Origin of the sequence: Mycobacterium sp. 1165196.3, assembly GCF_001673415.1 — a bacterium.
GTDB classification, from domain to species: Bacteria; Actinomycetota; Actinomycetes; order Mycobacteriales; family Mycobacteriaceae; genus Mycobacterium; species Mycobacterium europaeum_A.
The window spans coordinates 1-18632 of record NZ_LZLU01000203.1; the positions used below are offsets into that span (position 1 = coordinate 1).

Annotated in this window: 8 protein-coding genes and 1 pseudogene; 4 read left to right on the forward strand and 5 right to left on the reverse strand. The window is 71.5% G+C overall.

What is annotated here, in order from left to right; all coding sequences use genetic code 11:
- Positions 1-173 (reverse strand): polyketide synthase dehydratase domain-containing protein (locus tag A5659_RS29020; RefSeq protein WP_369829394.1); only part of this gene is annotated, 173 nt, incomplete at its 3' end.
- Between A5659_RS29020 and A5659_RS21200 the strand changes: the two are divergent.
- From A5659_RS21200 to A5659_RS21215, 4 genes and pseudogenes are all read left to right on the forward strand, one after another.
- Positions 156-3173, forward strand: a pseudogene (locus A5659_RS21200) (SDR family NAD(P)-dependent oxidoreductase); the annotation flags it as partial. The gene A5659_RS29020 and the pseudogene A5659_RS21200 sit on opposite strands and share 18 nt — an antisense overlap.
- A gap of 22 nt (positions 3174-3195) precedes the next feature.
- Complete coding sequence (locus tag A5659_RS21205; protein WP_369829393.1) at positions 3196-9561, forward strand: SDR family NAD(P)-dependent oxidoreductase; 6366 nt, start codon at positions 3196-3198, stop codon at positions 9559-9561.
- 1 nt (position 9562) lies between these two features.
- A complete protein-coding gene (locus A5659_RS21210) occupies positions 9563-12652 on the forward strand; it encodes a type I polyketide synthase (RefSeq protein WP_067184058.1) in 3090 nt (1029 codons plus the stop codon).
- A gap of 160 nt (positions 12653-12812) precedes the next feature.
- The gene (locus A5659_RS21215; RefSeq protein WP_066882247.1) at positions 12813-13874 is read left to right on the forward strand and encodes a type III polyketide synthase; all 1062 of its coding nucleotides are present in this window, start codon (positions 12813-12815) and stop codon (positions 13872-13874) included.
- 32 nt (positions 13875-13906) lie between these two features.
- On the opposite strand, the gene A5659_RS21220 is transcribed toward A5659_RS21215, so the two are convergent.
- The 4 genes from A5659_RS21220 to A5659_RS21235 form a co-directional block, all read right to left on the reverse strand.
- Positions 13907-15703: an ABC-F family ATP-binding cassette domain-containing protein gene (locus A5659_RS21220; RefSeq protein ID WP_066882245.1), complete on the reverse strand. Its 1797-nt coding sequence runs from the start codon at positions 15701-15703 to the stop codon at positions 13907-13909.
- Between the two features lie 24 nt (positions 15704-15727).
- Entirely contained in the window at positions 15728-16414 is a 687-nt protein-coding gene (locus A5659_RS21225; RefSeq protein WP_066870497.1) for a PAS and ANTAR domain-containing protein, read from the reverse strand.
- Positions 16415-16483: 69 nt separating this feature from the next.
- Entirely contained in the window at positions 16484-17599 is a 1116-nt protein-coding gene (locus A5659_RS21230; RefSeq protein ID WP_156749110.1) for an enolase C-terminal domain-like protein, read from the reverse strand.
- Positions 17596-18612, reverse strand: coding sequence for an SDR family oxidoreductase (locus tag A5659_RS21235; RefSeq protein ID WP_067184060.1), 1017 nt, complete (start codon positions 18610-18612; stop codon positions 17596-17598). Before A5659_RS21235 ends, A5659_RS21230 begins: the two co-directional genes overlap by 4 nt.
- Positions 18613-18632 lie beyond the last annotated feature (20 nt).

The following is an 18632-nucleotide window of genomic DNA, read 5'->3' on the forward strand; positions in this document are numbered from 1 at the left end:
AGCGACACGCCCTGCCAAGAGAACGGCAGCACGGTGTCGTCGTTCCCGGCGGCGAGGCCGAGCGCGTGCAGCGCGGCATCCAACAGCACCGGATGTATTCCGAAGCCGCCGTCGGGGGCGGCGGCATCGTCGGGCACGGCGACCTCGGCGAAGATCTCGTCGCCGCGCTGCACGCGCTCGGCCTCGCCGCCGGGAACGACGACACCGTGCTGCCGTTCTCTTGGCAGGGCGTGTCGCTACACGCGTCGGGTGCGTCGCGGGCGCGGGTCCGGATCGCACCGGCCGGCGCCGGCGCCGTCTCGGTGGAATTGGCCGACGGGGCGGGGCTGCCGGTGCTCTCGGTGCGGTCGTTGGCGATGCGGCCGGTCGCGCCGGGGCAGCTGACGGCGGCGGCCCCCGCCCGCCGACCGCTCGGCGGGGGCCTGCTCGACGTCACCTGGTCGCCGGTCGCGTTGGGCTCCGGTGGCGTCGCCGTGACGCTGTGGGAGCCGGGCGATCACGGCGGCGACGTGGTGAAGTCCGTGCACGCCGCGACCGCCGAGATCTTGGCGGTCCTGCAGTCGGAGTTGCGCGACGAGAACGCCGGGGTGCTGGCCGTGCAGACCCGCGGCGCGGTCGCCCTTGCCGGCGAGGATGTTTCGGACCTGGCCGGGGCGGCGGTGTGGGGCCTGGTGCGCTCGGCGCAGGCGGAGCAGCCGGGCCGGGTGGTCCTGATCGACTCCGACGGCTCGGTCGATGTCAGCGCGGTGATCGGTTGCGGCGAGCCGCAAGTGGTGGTTCGCCAGGGCGTCGCCTATGCGGCGCGATTGCGGCCGGTGCGCGCCGGTTCCGCGGTCGAGTTGCCCTCCGCGGGTTGGCGATTGGACGCCGGCGGCGAGGGTACCCTCGAGGACCTGGTCGTAAGCCGTTGCCCGCACCCGGAATTGACCGCCGGGCAGGTGCGGGTCGCGGTGGCCGCGGTCGGGGTCAACTTCCGCGACGTCCTGGTGGCCCTGGGAATGTATCCGGGCGGAGGCCGGCTGGGTGCCGAGGGCTCCGGCGTCGTCGTCGAGGTGGGCCCCGACGTGACCGGCCTGGCCGTCGGAGACGCGGTGATGGGGTTGCTCGGGGTCGTCGGGTCGGAAGCGGTGGTGGATCAGCGCGTGGTGACGCCGGTGCCGCCGGGGCTGTCGCTGGTCGAGGCCGCGGGCGTGCCGGTGGTGTTCCTGACCGCGCTGTACGGGCTGTCGGTGCTGGGCGGGCTGCGCGCCGGTGAGCGGGTGCTGGTGCACACCGCCACCGGCGGGGTGGGCATGGCCGCGGTGCAGCTGGCGCGGCATTGGGGCGCCGAGGTGTTCGTCACCGCCAGCCGCGGCAAGTGGGACACCCTGCGCGCGATGGGATTTGACGACGACCACATCGGCGATTCGCGCACGACGGAGTTCGAGAAGACGTTCGCGTCCTCGACCGACGGTGCCGGCTTCGACGTCGTGCTCAACTCCCTGGCCGGCGAGTTCACCGACGCGTCGTTGCGGCTGCTGGCTCCCGGCGGTCGTTTCATCGAGATGGGCAAGACCGACGTGCGGGATCCGCGCGTCGTCGCCGATCAGCACCGGGGTGCGGTGTACCGGGCGTTCGACCTGATGGAGGCCGGTCCCGACCGCACCGCGGCCATGCTGGCCGAGATCACCGAACTGCTGGCGGACGGAATCGTGACACCGTTGCCGCTCAAGACGTTTGATGTCCGCTGCGCCGCGACGGCCTATCGGTACCTCAGCCAGGCGCGCCACATCGGCAAGGTCGCGCTGACCGTCCCGTCGGGTCCCGGTGAGGTGCTCAGCGGCTGCGGCGGTGGCCTGGCCGGGGCCAGCGTGGTGATCACCGGCGGCACCGGCATGGCCGGTTCCGCGCTGGCCCGCCACCTCGTCGAGCGCTACCGGGTGGCCCACGTGGTGCTGGTCAGCCGGACCGGCGACCGGGGGCCCGGGGTCGCCGAGCTGGTGTCCGACCTGCAGCGCTGCGGCGCGCGGGTGTCGGTGGTGGCCTGCGACGTCGCCGACCCGGAGGCCGCCGCACGGATGCTGGCCGGGATACCGGCGCAGTATCCGCTGCGCGGAATCGTCCATGCCGCAGGGATTCTCGACGACGGGCTGATCTCATCGCTGACCCCGGATCGGGTGGACGCGGTGCTGCGCGCCAAGGTGGACGGGGCGTGGAACCTGCACGAGCTCACCCGGCACCTGGATCTCTCGGCGTTCGTGGTGTTCTCGTCGATGGCCGGGATCGTGGGGACCCCGGGTCAGGCGAACTACGCGGCGGCCAACAGCTTCCTCGACGGGCTGGCCGCCTACCGGCGGGCCCACGGATTGCCCGGCCTGTCGCTGGCCTGGGGCCTGTGGGAGCAGGCGTCGGCGATGACCGCGCACCTCGGCGAGCGCGACAAGGCGCGGATGAGCAGGATCGGGCTGGCGCCGCTGTCCACCGAGCAGGCGCTGGCCGCGTTCGACGCCGCGATGCTGGTGGACGCTGCGGTGCTGGTGGCCGCGCGGGTGGACCGCGCCGCGCTGTCCGACAACATCGCCGCGTTGCCCCCGCTGCTGTCCGAGCTCGTCGCCGGCCCGACCCGGCGCGTCATCGACGACACCGACGTCACCGCGTCGACGGCGGGGCTTTCGGCGCGCCTGCACGGGCTGAGCCCCGAGGCGCGCCACCGCGAGCTGGTCGACCTGGTCTGCGCCAACGCGGCGATGGTGCTCGGGGTGCCCAATCCGGCGGACATCAACTCCAGCAGCGCCTTCGGCGAGCTCGGCTTCGATTCGCTGACCGCCGTCGAACTGCGGAACCGCCTCAAAAACGCCACCGGCCTTACCCTTTCGCCGACGCTGATCTTCGACTACCCGACACCCGTCGCGCTGGCCGCGCATCTCGACACTCAACTGGCCGGTGACGCCGGTGATGGTGAACCGCCGAACCTGATGGGTCGCTTCAACGACATCATCCGCGAACTGCAGGCGCTGCTCGGCGCGCCCAACTGGAACGCCGACGACAAGTCGGTGCTGCGGGCCCGCATTCACAACCTGCTGGCCGCGGTTGCGCCGAGCCGGCCTTCCGACGCCGAACACCTCGACGACGACCTCGACGCCGCCACCGAAAGCCAACTCTTTGCGATCCTCGATGAAGAACTCGGCCGCTGACCCCCCGCCGCAAGGAGCAGCGATGCCGGGCACCTCGCAGCACGTCGACTACCTGAAACGCCTCACCGCGGATCTCAGGCGGACCCGGCGGCGCGTCGCGGAACTGGAGGGCCGGCTCTCCGAGCCCGTTGCGGTGGTGGGCATGGCGTGTCGTTACGCCGGTGGAGTCGAATCGCCGGAAGACTTGTGGGAATTGGTGATTCAGGGCCGCGACACGGTGTCGGACTTCCCGGCCGACCGCGGCTGGGACGTCGAGGGGTTGTACGACCCCGACCCCGACACCAAGGGAAAGATGTACACCCGGCAGGGCAGTTTCCTGGCGGACGCGGGCGATTTCGACGCCGGTTTCTTCGGCATCGGGCCCAGCGAGGCGCTGGCCATGGACCCCCAGCAGCGGATGATGCTCGAGATCTGCTGGGAGGCGTTGGAGCGGGCCGGGATTGACCCCTTCACGCTGCGCGGCTCGGCGACCGGGGTCTTCGCGGGCGTCATCCACGCCGGCTATGGCGGGGAGGTCAAGGGCGAGCTGGAGGGCTACGGGCTCACCGGCTCGACGCTGAGCGTGACCTCGGGCCGGGTGTCCTACGTGTTGGGCCTGGAGGGCCCCGCGGTGTCGGTGGATACCGCGTGCTCGTCGTCGTTGGTCTCCATGCATCTGGCCGCGCAGTCACTGCGGTCCGGGGAGTGCGATCTGGCGCTGGCCGGTGGCGTGACCGTGATGGCCACCCCCGCGGCCTTTGTCGAGTTCAGCCGCCAGCGTGCGCTGGCCCCCGACGGTCGCTGCAAGGTGTATGCCGGTGCGGCGGACGGGACTTCGTGGTCGGAAGGCGCCGGCGTCCTGGTGCTGGAGCGGTTGGCTGACGCCCGGCGGCTGGGGCATCCGGTGCTGGCGGTGCTGCGCGGTACCGCGGTCAATCAGGACGGTGCGTCCAACGGTCTGACCGCCCCCAACGGGCCGTCGCAGCAGCGCGTCATCCGGGCGGCGCTGGCCAACGCCGGGTTGACGGCCGCGGACGTGGATGTGGTTGAGGGCCATGGGACCGGGACGGTGCTCGGCGACCCCATCGAGGCCCAGGCGCTGCTGGCGACGTACGGGCAGGATCGCGCCGCGGACCGCCCGCTGTGGCTGGGGTCGATCAAATCCAACATCGGCCACACCTCGGCCGCGGCCGGGGTGGCCGGGGTGATCAAGATGATTCAGGCGATCCGGCACGGGGTGCTGCCCAAGACGCTGCACGTGGACATCCCGTCGCCGCACGTGGATTGGTCCGCCGGCGCGGTCTCGCTGCTGACCGATCCGCAGCCGTGGCCCGACCACGGCGGGATACGGCGGGCGGGCGTCTCGTCGTTCGGGATCAGCGGCACCAACGCGCACGTCATCGTGGAGCAGCCCCCCGCGACCCTCGACGAGGATACCGAGCCGGTTCTGGAGACGCCCGATTCGGTTGTGCCATGGGTGCTTTCGGCCCGCTCGCCCGAGGCGCTGACGGGTCAAGCGCAACGCTTGCTGGACCGGCTGAACGTCGAGGCGGGCCCGCGGGCGGTGGACGTGGGCTGGTCGCTGGCGACCACCCGGGCGGCCTTCGAGCATCGCGCGGTGCTGATCGGCGCCGACCGGGCCGCCCTGAGCGCGGGGTTGGCGGGTTTGGCGGCCGGGCGCCCCGATCCGGCCGTGCTGGTCGGCCGGACCCGGTCGGTGGGCAAGCGAGTGTTCGTGTTTCCGGGGCAGGGCTCCCAGTCGCTTGGCATGGGCGCCGAACTGTACCAACGCTTTCCGGTGTTCGCGCAGGCCTTCGATGAGGCCATCGCGGCGGTGGACGCGCACACGCGGCTGCCGCTGCGCGAGGTGATCTGGGGCACCGACCCGCAGTTGTTGCAGAGCACCGAATTCGCCCAGCCGGCACTGTTCGTGGTGGAGATCACGTTGGCCGCGCTGTGGCAGTCGTTCGGCGTCACACCGGATGTGGTGATCGGCCACTCGGTGGGCGAGATCGCCGCGGCGTGCGTGGCCGGGGCGATCTCGCTGCCCGACGCGGCCCGGCTGGTGGCGGCGCGCGGTCGCCTGATGGCCGCGCTGCCGGCCGGCGGGGTGATGATCGCCGTGGCCGCGACCGAGGACGAGGTGGCCCCCCTGCTGAACGGCGCCGTGAGCATCGCGGCGGTCAACGGCCCGCGTTCGCTGGTGCTCTCCGGTGAGCAGGCCGCGGTGGGGGCGGTCGCCGACCGGTTGGCCGCCGGTGGCGCGCGGGTGCACCGGCTGGCGGTCTCGCACGCGTTTCACTCGCCGTTGATGGAACCCATGTTGGACGACTTCGCGGCGGTGGCGGCCGGGGTCTCGGCGGCCGAGCCGCGAATCGCCCTGGTGTCCAACCTGACCGGGCAACTGGCCGGCCCCGGCTATGGCTCGGTCGCGTACTGGGTGGACCACGTGCGCCGGCCGGTGCGGTTCGTCGACGGCGTGCGGCTGGCGGAATCCCTGGCTGCCGGGGTGTTCCTGGAGGTGGGGCCGGGCGTGGCGTTGACGTCCGCGGTGGAACAGTCCCTGACCGCCGACCGGGCGTCCACGGTGGTCACGATGGCCAAAGGCCGCCCGGAGATCGACTCGCTGTTGCGGGCGGCGGGGGAGCTCTTCACGGCCGGCGCCGACGTGCAATGGGCGGCGGCCTTCGCCGATCTGCATCCCCGGCGTGTCGAGCTGCCCACCTATGCCTTTGTGCGCCGCCGGTTTTGGCTGTCCGGCGATTCGGTGGGGTCGGCCAACATCGCCAGCCTCGGTCTCACCGAGGCCGAGCACGCGTTGCTGGGCGCGGTGGTCGATCGCCCGGACTCCGGTGGTGTGGTGTTGACGGGCCGGCTTTCGGTAGCCGCCCAGCCATGGCTGGCCGACCACGCGGTCGCCGGCACCGTGCTGTTTCCCGGGGCCGGCTTCGTGGAGTTGGCGTTGCGGGCCGGCGACGAGGTCGGCTGCTCGCTGGTCCAAGAGCTCACTCTGTCGGCGCCACTGGTGGTTCCGTCGCCGCCGGCGGCCGGCGTGGTACACCTGCAGGTCGTGGTGACCGCGGCCGCCGAGGCGGGCACCCGCTCGGTCGCCGTGTATTCCCGCGCCGCGCAAGGTGATTGGGTGCTGCACGCCGAAGGCGTGCTCAGCGACGGCGCGACGCGGGAACCGGCCGCCGACCTGTCAATGTGGCCGCCGCCGGGCGCGGACGGAGTGGACGTGACCGGCGCCTACGAGGGCCTGGCGGCCCGCGGTTATGGCTACGGACCGGCGTTTCAGGGGCTGCGCGCCGTCTGGCGAAGGGGCGCCGAGATTTTCGCCGAGGTCGAGCTCCCGCAGCAGGCCGGCGTCTCGACCGCCGGCCTCGGCATCCATCCGGTGGTCCTGGACGCGGCGCTGCACGCGCTGGGGGTGGCCAACGAGCGGATCGAGACCGTCTTACCGTTCTCGTGGCAGGGCGTGAGCCTGTACGCGGCCGGCGCGTCGCGGGTGCGGGTCAGGCTGGCGCCGGCCGGTCCCGGTGCCGTCTCGATCGAGCTGGCCGATTCGTCCGGCCTACCGGTCCTGTCGGTGCGCGAGCTGGTCACGCGCGCCGTCTCGGCCGACCAGTTGACGGCGGCGGTGGCCGCCCGTTCGGGAAGCGGTGAGCTGCTCGACGTGGTGTGGTCGCCGATGTCGTTGCCGGGCAACGGGATCGGGGCGGACTTCACCGTCTGGGAGCCACCGGCGGCGGATGCCGGCGCGGTGGCGTCGGTGTATGCGGCGACGCACGAGGCCCTGGGTGCGCTGCAAAGTCGGCTGGCCGGTGAGGCGGCCGGGGTCCTGGTGGTGCAGACCCGCGGCGCGGTCGGACTGGCGGCCGAGGACGTGACGGACCTGGCCGGTGCGGCGGTGTGGGGGTTGACGCGGTCGGCGCAGGCCGAACACCCCGGTCGCGTGGTGCTGGTCGATACCGACGGAACGCTCGATGTCGCCGCCGTGATCGGTTGCGGCGAGCCACAAGTCGTGGTGCGCGACGGGGTGGCCTACAGCGCCCGGCTGAAACCGGCCGACCGGCGGCCCCTGCTGCAGCTGCCCGACCCGCCGGCGGTGTGGCGGCTGGCCGCCGGCGACGCCGGGACGCTCGAAGATCTCGCCGTCCAGGAGTATCCGCCCGCGCGACTGGAGCCCGGCCAGGTGCGGGTGGCGGTGGCCGCGGCCGGGGTGAACTTCCGCGACGTGCTGGTGGCGCTGGGCATGTACCCGGGTGCGGCCCAACTGGGCGCGGAGGGCGCCGGGATCGTCACCGAACTCGGCCCCGGCGTCGCCGATTTGGCCGTCGGGGACGCGGTCATGGGGATCTTCGGGCTGGCCGGTTCGGAGGCGGCCGTCGACCGCCGGTTGGTGACCCGGGTGCCGCGGGGCTGGTCGATGGCCCAGGCCGCGGCCGTGCCGGTGGTGTTCCTGACGGCCTATTACGGGCTGTCGGTGCTGGCCGGCCTGCGCGCCGGGCAGCGGGTGCTGGTGCACGCCGCCACCGGTGGGGTGGGCATGGCCGCGGTGCAACTGGCCCGGCACTGGGGGGCGGAGGTCTACGCGACCGCCAGCCGCGGTAAGTGGGACACCCTGCGCGCCATGGGATTCGACGATGCGCACATCGCGGATTCGCGCACGCTGGACTTCGAGCAGCAGTTCGCCGGGGGCGTCGACGTGGTGCTCAACTCGCTGGCGGGGGAGTTCAACGATGCGTCGCTGCGGCTGCTGGGCGCCGGCGGTCGCTTCATCGAAATGGGCAAGACCGATCTGCGCGACCCGGACGACATCGCCCGGGCCCATCCCGGCGTGACGTACCGCGCGTTCGATTTGATGGAGGCCGGCCCCGACCGCATCGCCGAGATGCTGGCGGAATTGCTGAGGTTGTTCGCGGCCGGCGTCCTGGTGCCGTTGCCCGTCAAGGCGTTTGATGCGCGCGGCGCCGCCGACGCCTACCGGTTCGTCAGCCAGGCCCGCCACATCGGCAAGGTCGTGCTCACCATGCCGGGCGGGCCCGCCGGGCTGGCCGGCGGCACCGCGCTGATCACCGGCGGGACCGGCATGGCCGGTTCGGCGGTGGCACGGCATCTGGTCGAGCGGCACCGGGTGCCCCACGTGATGCTGGTCAGCCGCAGCGGTGATCGCGCCGACGGCATGGCCGGGCTGGCCGCCGAACTGCGCGACGCGGGAGCGTCGGTGTCGGTGGTCGCCTGTGACGTCGGCGACCGGGCGGCCGTCGCGGCCCTGCTGGCCCGGGTGCCGGCGCGGTACCCGTTGCGGTCGGTGTTCCACGCCGCGGGCGTGCTCGACGACGCGGTGATCGCCTCCCTGACGGCGGCGCGCCTGGACACCGTGCTGCGGGCCAAGGTCGACGGGGCCTGGCACCTGCACGAGCTGACCCGGGACCTGGATCTGGCGGCGTTCGTGGCGTTTTCGTCGATGGCGGGCATCGTGGGCGCCCCTGGCCAAGGGAACTACGCGGCGGCCAACAGCTTCCTCGACGCGCTGGCGGCGCATCGCCACGCTCACGGGCTGGCGGGACTCTCGGTCGCCTGGGGAATGTGGGAAGAATCCTCCGCGATGACCCAACACCTCGGCGAGCGCGACAAGGCCAGGATGAGCCGCGCCGGGCTGAGCGCGTTGACCACCCGGCAAGCGCTGGAACTGCTGGACGCCGCGTTGCTCGCCGAACACCCCATGGTGGTGGGCACAAGACTCGATCGGGGCGCGCTGGGGCAGCACAGCGCCACGTTGCCGCCACTGCTCAGCCAGCTGGCCGCCCGCCCGGCTCGCCGGATGCTGGAGCACACCGACATGGTGTCCCTGACCGGCCTGCGGGCGCGGCTGGGCGGCATGTCGCCCGAGCAGCGGCACAGCGAACTGGTGGAACTGGTCTGCAGCAACGCGGCCACGGTATTGGGTCACAGCACCGCGGACGTCCACGCCGACGACGCGTTCGGCGATCTCGGGTTCGATTCGCTGACCGCCGTCGAGCTGCGCAACCGGCTCAAAATCGCTACCGGACTTACCCTTTCGCCCACGTTGATCTTCGATCACCCCACACCGGCCGCGCTTGCCGAACACCTCGGCACCCAGCTCGCCACCGGCGGCCCCGGCGCGGCGGCCGCCACCCCGCCCGACCGGACGGCCCGCTTCGAGGAGATCACCCGCGAACTGCAGGCGCTGCTCAATCAGCCCGACCTCAGTCCCGGCGACAAGAAGCAACTGGTCGCCCGGCTGGAAGGGCTGCTGGACACGGTGCCGGGCCCGACACCGGCACCGCTGCTGGAACACCCCGAGCACGCGTTCGACGACGACATCTCCACCGCCACCGACAGTCAGCTGTTCGCCATACTCGACGACGAAGTCGGCCCCTGACTTGCCTCCGACAGACGTCGCGATCATCGGGCTGGCCTGCAGGTTTCCGGGCGCGCCCGACCCGTCCGCGTTCTGGCGCCTGATCCGTGACGGGCGTGAGGCCGCCCAATTGGGCGGGGACGCCGGGGAATTCGACGCGGACTTCTTCAACCTGTCGCCGCGTGAGGCGGCCGCGATGGATCCGCGGCAGCGCCTGGCCCTCGAATTGACCTGGGAGCTGCTCGAGGACGCGTTCGTGGTTCCGGAAAAGATACGGGGACAAGAGGTCTCGGTGTTCCTCGGGGCGATGACGGACGACTACGCGGCCCTGACGCTGCGCGATCTCGCCGACAACCTGGACCACCACACCTTCACCGGCATCAGCCGGGCGATGATCGCCAACCGGGTGTCGTACGCCTTCGGGTTGCGCGGACCCAGCATGACCGTCGACTCCGGTCAGTCGTCCTCGTTGGTGGCGGTGCACCTCGGCTGCGACAGCGTGCGCACCGGGCGGTCGACGATGGCCGTCGCGGGCGGCGTCCACCTCAACCTGTCCGACGAAATCGCCATGCTGGAACGGGAATTCGGTGCGGTATCGGTGTCGGGCCACACCTACGCCTTCGATCGTCGCGCCGACGGCTACGTGCGCGGCGAAGGCGGCGGACTGGTGCTGCTCAAGCCGTTGGCGGCCGCCCTGGACGACGGCGACCGCATTCACGCCGTCATTCGCGGTGGCGCCGTCGGCAACGCCGGGCACAGCGGAGCCGCCCAGACCGTCCCGTCGGCGCGCAGTGAAGCGGACGTGATCCGGCGCGCGCTCGCCGACGCCGGCCTCGACATCGGCGACATCGACTACGTCGAGGCGCACGGCACCGGGACCAAGGTCGGCGACGCGATCGAAGCCCGGGCGCTGGGCGAGGTCTTCGCCGGGCGCGCGCACGATCCGGTGCGGGTCGGCTCGGTGAAGACCAACATCGGTCACGCCGGCAGCGCCGCGGGAATCGCGGGCCTGCTCAAGGCCGCCCTGGCGGTCGAACATGCCGCGATCCCGCCCAGCCTCAACTACACCGACCCCGAGGCCGGGCTGAATCATCTTGGGCTGCAAGTCAACACCGCCCTGGCGGCGTGGCCGTCGGGGGATCGGCCGCGGCGGGCCGGGGTGTCCTCGTTCGGCATGGGCGGCACCAACGCCCACCTGATCGTCGAGCAGGCCCCGGCCCAGCGGGACACCGCGCCATCGGATTCGCGGGCGGCCACGGATGGGGTTGTGCCGTGGGTGCTGTCGGCCCGTTCCGAACGGGCGCTGGTTAACCAGGCCCGGCGGCTGTCTGACTTCGTGGCCGACCGGGCCGGCGTGAACCCCCTCGACGTGGCCTGGTCGCTGGTCGACACCCGGACACTCTTCGAGCACCGCGCGGTCGTGGTGGGTCGCGACGCCGCGGCGCTGACGGCGGGGTTGGCGGCCGTCGCCGCGGGGGAGCCACGGCCGAATGTCGCGGTGGGCCGGGCGGGTTCGTCCGGCGCGACGGCCTTCGTGTTCCCGGGTCAGGGCTCGCAATCGTTGGGCATGGGTCGGCAACTGTACGACCGGTTCGACGCGTTCGCCCGCGCGTTCGACGAGGCCGCCGCGTCGGTGGACGCGCACGTCCGGCTGCCGCTGCGCGAGGTGATGTGGGGTGACGACCCGGAGTTGTTGCGCAGCACCGAGTTTGCCCAGCCGGCCTTGTTCGTGTTGGGCCTCGCGCTGGCGGCCTTGTGGGAATCCTTCGGTGTGACACCGGATGTGGTGATGGGGCACTCGGTGGGTGAGATCGCCGCGGCGTGCGTGGCCGGGGTGCTGTCGCTCGCGGACGCGTCGCGCATGGTGGCGGCGCGGGGCCGGTTGATGGCGCAACTGCCGGCCGGCGGGGTGATGGTGGCGGTCGAGGCCGGCGAAGCCGAGGTCGCCGGGCTGCTGACCGACGGGGTGAGCCTCGCGGCGGTCAACGGCCCCAACGCGGTGGTGCTGTCCGGCGCCCAGGCCCCCGTCGAAGCGCTGGCGGACCGGCTGGCCCGGATCGGTCGGCGCGTGCATCGGCTGGCGGTGTCGCACGCGTTTCACTCGTCGCTGATGCAGCCCATGGTGGCGCAGTTTGCCGCGGCGGTGGCCGACATCGAGGCCAGGCAGCCGCGAATCGGGCTGGTGTCCAACCTGACCGGCCAGTTCGCGGGCGGCGGCTACGGCTCGCCGCAGTACTGGGCGGCGCACATCGGCCAGCCGGTGCGCTTCTTCGAGGGGGTGCGCGCCGCCGAGGCCGCCGGCGCCGGGACCTTCGTGGAGCTGGGCCCGGGCGCGGCGCTGACGGCGGCGGTCGACCAATCGCTGAGCACGCCGCAGGCCGTATCGGTGCCCACCATGACCAAGGACCACCCCGAAACGGAATCGCTGCTGTTCGCGGCCGCCCGGCTGTTCACCCGCGGCCTCGACCCGAACTGGGCCGCCGTGTTCGCCGGACGCAACGCCCGGCGGATCGACTTGCCCACGTACGGCTTTGCACGGCAACGTTTTTGGCTGGGATCCGGCGGAGCCGGGGCGGCGCCGCCCGCCACGGCGGCTCGAGCACCCGACCTGGCGCAGCGGTTGCACGGACTGGCCCCCGACGATCAGCACCGTGTGCTGGTCGAATTGGTCTGCGAGCACGCGGCGGCCGTCTCGGGGCATCCCGGCGGCCACGCCATCGACCACGACCGCGCGTTCGGCGACCTCGGGTTCGACTCGATGATCGGGGTCGAACTGCGCAACCGCCTCACCAGCCATACCGGACTGGCTTTGTCGCGAACGCTGATCTTCGATTATCCGACGCCGGCCGCGTTGGCCGATCATCTTCGCCGGCAACTGCTGCACGACGAGGCGGGCGAATCCGACGACGAAAGAATTTGGTCGACGCTGCGCAAGATTCCGGTGCGCGAGCTCCGAAGAACGGGAATGCTCGAAAAACTTTTATTGCTCGCCGGCGTACCGGAAACGTCGGCCGCAGACGCACATTCCGGTGTCGACGACATCGACTCGTTGAGCCCGGACGCATTGATCGCGATGGCGCTGAGCTCGGCGGACGAGGAAGACACCGAGTGATGAATTCCCCACTGGCGGATATGATTACGCGAACAGAACGACGCCCTAATGAGGCATGTGTTGAATACCAAAGACTTTTGCGCCGCGCTACGGGACGGCATAAACTTCCGGCATTACGCGGAGCCGTATTGAGGTTGGTCGGCAACCAAGAGAGCAGATCATGAGCGTCATCGCGGGTGTGTTCGGCGCAGTGCCGCCGCATCGCTACAGTCAAAGCGAGGTCACCGACCAGGTGGTCAAGTTCCCCGCGCTGGCCGAGCACGAAGAGATCGTCCGGCGCCTGCACGCCGCCGCCAAGGTCAACAGCCGCCACCTGGTGCTGCCCCTCGAGCGCTACCACGAGCTCACCGACTTCGGTGCCACCAACGAGATCTTCGTCGACAAGGCCGTGGAGCTGGGCTGTGAAGCGCTGCTGGGCGCGCTCGACGAGGCCGGGCTGCGACCGCGGGACATCGACATGATCGCCACGACGACGGTGACCGGCATCGCGGTGCCGTCGCTCGACGCGCGGATCGTCGGGCGGCTGGGCCTGCGCCCGGACGTGCGGCGGATGCCGCTGTTCGGCCTGGGTTGCGCGGCCGGGGCGGCCGGGGTGGGCCGGCTGCACGACTACCTGCGCGGTGCCCCGGACGGCGTCGCCGCGCTGGTGTCGGTCGAGCTGTGTTCGCTCACCTTTCCGACGGTCCGCCCGACCGTGTCGGGACTGGTCGGGACGGCGATGTTCGGCGACGGCGCCGCCGCCGTGGTCGCCGCCGGGGACCGTCGCGCCCAGCAATTGAATTCCGCCGGGCCAGACATCGTGGATTCGCGCAGCCGCCTGTATCCCGAATCGCTGCACATCATGGGCTGGAACATCGGCTCGGACGGCGTGCAACCGACGATGTCGCCGGAGCTGCCCAACGTCATCGACCGCTATCTGGCCGACGACGTGAGCAGCTTCCTCACGCCGCACGGGCTGACGAAGGACGACATCGGCGCCTGGGTCACCCACCCCGGCGGCCCCAAAGTGATCGACGCGATCGCCAAGAGCCTCGAACTGCCCCCGGAGGCGCAGGAACTGACCTGGCGCTCGCTGGGGGAGGTGGCCAACCTCTCGTCGGCGTCGGTGCTGCACATCCTGCGCGACACCATCGCCAAACCGCCGCCGGCCGCCAGCCCCGGCCTGTTGCTCGCGATGGGGCCCGGCTTCGGGTCCGAACTGGTGCTGCTGCGCTGGCACTGACGCTCTCGCGAAACCCGTTGCGGCCCAAGTGTTTACTCGAGCAACTCGGAGAGCTCCAACCAGCGTCCCTCCGTCGCGGCGACCTCGTCCTCGAGCGCGCGCAACTCCCGGGTGAGCCGGGTGATGCCGACGTGGTCGGACTGGTCGTGCGCGGCCAGTTCGTGGTGCTTGTCCGCGATCCGATCCGCCAACCGCGCGAGCTGCCGGTCCAGGGCGGCCACCTCCTTTTCCGCGGCCCGGCGTTGTGCGCCGGACATCGCCTGGGCCTCGGGCGGGGAAGCGGGCCGCGGCGAATCCTGGGCGGCCCGGGCGGTCCGCTCGCCGGCGAGCCGCAGGTACTCGTCGACGCCGCCGGGTAGGTGCCGCAACCGGCCGTCGAGCACCGCGTACTGCTGATCGGTGACCCGCTCCAGCAGATAGCGGTCGTGCGAGACGACGATCAGCGTGCCGGCCCACGAGTCCAGCAGATCCTCCATGGCGGCCAGCGTGTCGGTGTCGACGTCGTTGGTCGGCTCGTCCAGTAGCAACACGTTGGGCTCGGAAAGCAGGGTGAGCAACAGCTGCAGCCGCCGCCGCTCACCGCCGGAGAGATCCTCGACGCGGGCCGACAGCTGGCCTTGAGACCCGCGCACGCCGAAGCCGAGTCGCTCCAGCAGCTGCGCCGGGGTGACCTCGCGGCCGTCGACCTGGTAGCCGCCCTGCAGTCGGCCCAGCACATCGGCGATCCGGTCGCCGCGGACCGCGGCCAGCGCGTCGCCCTGCTGGTCGAGTACCGCCAGGCGCACGGTCTTGCCGCGCTTGACGCGGCCCGCGTCCGGCTCGATGGTGCCGTCGATCAACCTCAGCAGGGTCGACTTGCCGGCGCCGTTGGCCCCGACGATGCCGGTGCGCTCGCCGGGGGCGATCCGCCACTCGACATCGCGCAGCACCGGGCGGCCCCCGAACGAGACCGAGACGTCGAGCAGGTCGACCACGTCCTTGCCCAGCCGGGCGGTGGCCAGCTTGGCCAGTTCGACGGTGTTGCGCAGCGGCGGCACGTCGGCGATCAGCTGGTTGGCCGCCTCGATCCGGAACTTGGGTTTTGACGTCCGCGCCGGCGCGCCGCGGCGCAGCCATGCCAGCTCCTTGCGCATCAGGTTCTGCCGCTTGGCCTCGGCGACGGCGGCCATCCGGTCCCGCTCGACGCGCTGCAGAACGTAGGCGGCGTAGCCGCCGTCGAACGGTTCGACGATTCCGTCGTGCACCTCCCACGTCGTGGTGGCGACTTCGTCGAGGAACCAGCGGTCGTGGGTCACCAGCAGCAGCCCGCCGGTGTTGCGCGCCCAGCGTTGCCGCAGATGCCCGGCCAGCCAGGTGATGCCCTCGATGTCGAGATGGTTGGTGGGCTCGTCGAGCGCGATGACGTCCCATTCGCCGATCAGCAATCGGGCCAGCTGCACCCGGCGACGCTGCCCACCGGACAGGGTGGAAACCGTTGCCTCCCAGGCGATGTCGGAGACCAGCCCGGCGACCACGTCGCGCACCCGCGCGTCGCCGGCCCACTGGTGTTCGGCCGCCTCGCCGACGAGCGTGTAGCCCACGGTGCGGTCCGGGTCCAGGGTGTCGGCCTGGCTCAGCGCGCCGACCCGCAACCCGCTGCGCCGGGTGACCCGCCCGGCGTCGGGTCGTTGCTGACCGGTCAGCAGCCGCAGCAGGCTGGATTTGCCGTCGCCGTTTCGCCCGACGATGCCGATGCGGGCGCCGTCGTTGACCCCGAGCGTGATCGAGTCGAAGACCACCTGAGTCGGATATTCGAGGTGTACGGCCTCGGCCCCAAGTAGGTGCGCCACCGGGCCGACCCTAGCGTCCCGCCGCTAGCCGAGGGTCAGCAGCGCGTGGTCCACCTGGCTTTGGGTTTCCGCCGACGCCTTGCTGGCCACGGCGTCCAGGAAGCGGCTCGCGACGTCGCGCAGCTTCAGGTTCGCCTCCTGGGAACGCCACACCAGGATGTCGAACGCGCGCTCGGCCGAGATGCCGTACGCGGTCATCAGCACGCCCTTGGCCTGCTCGATGCGCGCGCGGGCATCGGCCACCGCCGACAGCACGTTGGTGATGTCGGAGTGCAGGGAGTCGGTGACGTCGACGTAGAACCCGGACGTGCCGGCCAGCGCACCGGTGCCGTCGACCATCCGATCGCCGGCGACGACGACGCACCGGGTGCGACCGGCGGTGTCGATGATGCGGTGCCGGCTGCTGAACGGCTTGCCCTTCATCACGCGGTCGAGCACGGCCGCCACCCGCTCCCGGTCGTCCGGATGCTTGTGTTGCAGCAGCAGTTCCGTGGTGGGCTTGACCTGTCCCGGCTTGTAGCCGTGCATGCGCGCGACCGCGTCCGACCACTCCCAGCGATGGCCGTCGATGTAGAACCAGAACCTGCCGACGCGCTGCGGCTCGCCGAGGCCCAGCACCAGGTCGACCGCACTCAGGTCGCCTTCCTCGACGACGTCAGTCACCACCGGCTCACGGCGCTCAACAGTGTCGTCGCTGGAGTTCACCGTCATGGTGCGATTCCCCAATCCCCGTTGTGAAAACCTTGGCTTGTCAATTCCCGTTTTTGCGCGGCTCCATGCCTAGGCCACGCGGTACCGCTCGGCGTCGCGGTGTTTGAACTCGCACCCGAAGCCCGGGCGGTGCTGATCGGGCCGCAGGGCCCCGCCCTCGGGGGACAGGGCGCCCTCGAAGAGCAGGTGCTCGATGCGGTGGTGGTCGTGGAAGTACTCCAGGTGTCGCAGGTTCGGGATCGTGGTGGCGACGTGGGCGTGCAGGTTGGGAGCGCAGTGCCCGGACACGTCGACGTTGTAGGAAGCGGCCACGGCCGCGGCGCGCACCCAGTCGGTGATGCCCCCGCAGCGGGTGACGTCGATCTGCAGGCAGTCCACCGCGTCGGCGGCGAGCATCCGGTTGAAGTAGGCCAGGTCGTAGCCGTACTCGCCGGCGGTGACATCCGGACTCACCTGGTCGCGCACCTCCCGCAGGCCGGCCAGGTCGTCGGAGGAGACGGGTTCTTCGAACCAGGTGACGCCGTGGTCGGCCATGGCGTGGGCCACCCGGATGGCCTGCTTGCGGCGGTAGCCGCCGTTGGCGTCGACATACAGTTCGGTGTCCGGCCCGATCACCTTGCGCGCCAAGGCGATTCGATCCAGGTCGCGGCCCACGTCGGAGCCCCATGACTCGCCGATCTTGATCTTCACCCGCGGGATCTTCCACTCGCCGACCCAGCGTTCGAGTTGGGCACGCGTGGTGCGCTCGTCGTAGGTGGTGAAGCCGCCGCTGCCGTAGATCGGCACTTCGGGGTGCGCCATGCCGAGCAGCCGGCACACCGGCAGCTCCAGCAGCTTGCCCTTGAGGTCCCACAGCGCGGTGTCGAGCGCGGAGATCGCGCACGACGTCAGCCCGGGCCGCCCGTTGTTGCGCATCGCGATGACCATCGACTGCCACCGGGCCGGGATGTCCACGGCGCTGTGGCCGGTGAGCGTGCCGGCGAGCTTGCCGGTGATCAACGCGGCGCACGCGCCGTCGGCGTAGGTGTAGCCGATGCCGCGCCGGCCGCCGGCCGCAACCTCGGCGAGCACCAGCGTGGTCGACGACCACGACAGGGTGCCGTCGGCTTCCGGTGCGTCGGTGGGGATTTCGTAGGCCTGCGCGGTGACCCCTTCGATAGCCGCGTCGATGCGCGCGGTTGTCATCGCGCCCACCGGCGGCCCGCCCGCGCCGCGAGCCACGCGCCCACCCCCGCCGCGCCGAGCGCGCCGGTACCGCTGATGGCGGGATGCTGGGACGCCCACAGTTGCGGGCTGCGCGCGTGCGACTTGTCATCGAACTGGCCGTGCGCGCCGTGGTCGGTGCCCGGTTCGTCGTCCAGCGGCTGCCACAGGTTGTGCGGCCGGCCGGGCCCGACGTGTTCCTCGGTCTGCTGGGAGTCGTAGCCGGTGCGCCCGAGGTAGCGGTCCAGCAGCGGCGCGACGAACTTCTGCCCCAGCAGCGTCACCATGGTGGAATCGCCGACCCAATACTGCTTTCGGCCCGGATGGTCGGCGGCATACAGGACGCCCCGCGCAGCGACCTCGGGCTGGTAGATCGGCGGCACCGGCTGGGGATGGCGGGGCAGCCGGGACAGCACCCAGGAGAACTGCGGGGTGTTGACCGCCGGCATCTGCACGACGGTGATCCGCACCTTCGAGCCCTCGTGGAACAGTTCGCAGCGCACCGATTCGGTGAACCCGTTGACCGCGTGCTTGGCGCCGCAATAGGCCGACTGCAACGGGATCGACCGCTGGCTGAGCGCCGAGCCGACCTGCACGATGGTGCCGCGGTTGCGGGGGCGCATCTTGGCCAGCGCCGCCATGGTGCCGTGCACGTAGCCGAGGTAGGACACCTCGGTCACGCGCTTGAACTCCTCGGCGCTGATCTCGCGCAGCGGCGCGAACACCGAGGTGAACGCTACGTTGACCCACACGTCGATGGGGCCGAAGGCGGATTCGGCCTCGTCGGCGGCGGCGACGACGGCCGAGTGGTCGGCCACGTCGGTCGGGATCGCCAGCGCCTTGCCGCCGCCGGCCTCGACGTCGCGGGCGGCGCCGTCGAGCCCCGCGGCGCCGCGGGCGAGCAGGGCGACGTTGGCGCCGCGCCGCCCGAACTCTTTCGCGGTGGCGCGGCCGATGCCGGCGCTGGCTCCGGTGATCACCACTGTCTGTGTCATCGCAGAACTGCCTTTCGCTC